Origin of the sequence: Streptomyces sp. MB09-01 (assembly GCF_033794505.1) — a bacterium.
GTDB lineage: Bacteria > Actinomycetota > Actinomycetes > Streptomycetales > Streptomycetaceae > Streptomyces.
Genome location: NZ_JARAYQ010000515.1, coordinates 1 through 2,081 on the forward strand (window position 1 = coordinate 1; position 2,081 = coordinate 2,081).

The following is a 2,081-nucleotide window of genomic DNA, read 5'->3' on the forward strand; positions in this document are numbered from 1 at the left end:
GTCGTGGGGTGCGAGGGCCTCGTACTCCTTGTGGACCTCGCGCCGCTGGAAGAGCAGCTGGTACGCGCCGCGGTCCTCGGGCCGGATGCTGAACATCACCAGCCCCGCCGTCAGCCGGTCCAGCCGGTGCGCCGGGCTGAGCGCGGGCAGGTCCAGCTCCTCGCGGAGCCGGGCCAGGGCGGTCTCGGTGATGTGGCTGCCGCGCGGGGTGGTCGCCAGGAAGTGCGGCTTGTCCACGACCAGCAGGTGCGGGTCCCGGTGGACGACGCGGACCGCGAAGGGCACCCGCGGCTCGGGCTCCATGTCCCGGTGGAACCACAGGTAGCCGCCCGGCTCGTAAGGGTCCCTCGCGTGCAGGATGCGCCCGCCGGGGCCGAGCACCCGGCCGGCGGCCAGCAGGCGCGCGATGGAGTCGGCGCCGCGGGTGCCGGCGTAGCGGGCGGTGAGGTAGCCGCCGAGGTCCGGCCAGAGCCCGTCCGGGTCGGGCGGCAGCCGCAGCCGGACCGGGTCGATGCCGGCCCGCTGGGGGAGGGGCGAGGGGGGTGCCTGGGCTCTGCGTCTCATCGGGGACAGGCTATGCGGCTACTGCTGGGTGAAGGTGCCCAGGCGGTTGACGTCGAGGTATTCGACGCGGAGGGTGCCGTCGGCGAAGGTGACCCCGGTGCGGCCGACCGCGTTCTCGCCCGCGGTCTCGAAGCTGAAGGTGTCCCCGTCGTAGTGGGTGAGCGGGAAGCGCAGCGGCTTCGGGCCGAGGGACAGGGTGAGCGCGCCGTCGTCGGCCGCCGTCACGGTCGCCTTGCCGTAGTAGGGGTTGTCGTAGGTGCCGGTGTACGCGGCGCTGTCCCGGGCGGGCTTCGCGCCGGCGGGCGGGTGGGCGTAGTCGGTGGAGGAGCGGCCCGGGTCCTCGAGCGCCTGGGCGTAGGCGGAGGCGGCCAGGGCGAGCCAGTCGGTGCTGACCTTGCCGTGCTCGGCGAAGTCGAAGAAGTCCAGGGCCACGGCGTCGGGGAGGCCGACCGGGGCGCCGTTGGTCAGGACGACGATGCCGAGCCTCTCCAGGGGGAGCATGGTGACGTTGGTGTTGGCACCGAGATCGAAGGCGCCGGAGTGGCTCAGGCGCAGGCGGCCGGCGCCGTCGTAGCTGACGTTCCAGCCGAGCCCGTAGAAGCTGGTCGTGCCGACCGCGTTGGCCGGCTGCGACACGATCTCGGGCACGTGGGTGCGGGCGAGGGTGTCGGCGGGGACGATCCGCTTCCCGTCGAGGGTGCCGCCGGACAGTTGCAGCCGCAGCCAGCGGGCCATGTCCGTGGCGGTGGAGCTGACACCGCCGGCCGGGGCCTGGGCGTCCGGGTCGCGGACGAAGCGCGGGCTCCAGGTGCCGTCCGGGTTCTTGACGTGGGTGGACGCGCGGTCGGGGGAGTTGATGAAGGCGGAGAACTCGGTGCTCGTACGGGTCATGCCGGCGGGCTTGAAGAGGGTGTCCGCACTGAGCTTCTGCCAGCTGCTCCCCTTGGCGCGGGCCACGGCCTCGGCGGCCGCGGTGAACCCGAAGTTGGTGTAGGCGTAGCTCGCGCGGAAGGGGGAGAGGGGTTCGAGCCGCAGGTGGTCGAGGATGTACGCCTGGTCGTAGCCGAGGTCTTCGAGGAGGTCGCCGGCGTGGTCGGGCAGGCCGCTGCGGTGCGAGAACAGGTCGGCGGTGGTGACGTGCTCGGTGACCCAGGGGTCCTTGAGGGAGAACCCGGGCAGGACGGTGCGGCCGTCCCACTCGTCGGGGCCGGTGAGAGCGCCGGCCACGACCGTGGAGGAGACGGGCTTGGAGAGGGACGCGATCTGGAAGACGGTGTCGGGGCCGACCCCGGCGTTCTCGCCGGTTCTGCGCAGCCCGTAGCCCTTGATGTGGACGACCTCGTCGTCGTGGACGACGGCCACGGACACGCCGGGGACGCCGGTGCGGCGCATCATGTCCGCGACGGTGCGGTCGAGGCGGGCGACGGCCTTGTGCACCACCGCGGCCCCTACCGCGGGGTTGTCTTTTATAACCATCTACCTCGGCCGCAGACATAAGAGGGTGAATTCTGGGGGTG

2 protein-coding genes are annotated in these 2,081 nt (G+C 72.6%); both read right to left on the bottom strand.

Going from position 1 to position 2,081, the window contains the following annotated elements:
- On the bottom strand, positions 1 to 564 hold a 564-nt coding region (locus PV721_RS43070), incomplete at its 3' end, for a pseudouridine synthase (RefSeq protein WP_319734285.1).
- 18 nt (positions 565 to 582) lie between these two features.
- The gene (locus PV721_RS43075; protein ID WP_319734286.1) at positions 583 to 2,040 is read right to left on the bottom strand and encodes a serine hydrolase; all 1,458 of its coding nucleotides are present in this window, start codon (positions 2,038 to 2,040) and stop codon (positions 583 to 585) included.
- Between the last annotated feature and the right edge of the window lie 41 nt (positions 2,041 to 2,081).

What these genes read in the sequence shown, in the direction of transcription:
- PV721_RS43075 (WP_319734286.1), bottom strand. Translation starts at nt 2,040, where the DNA reads ATGGTTATAAAAGACAACCCCGCGGTAGGGGCCGCGGTGGTGCACAAG.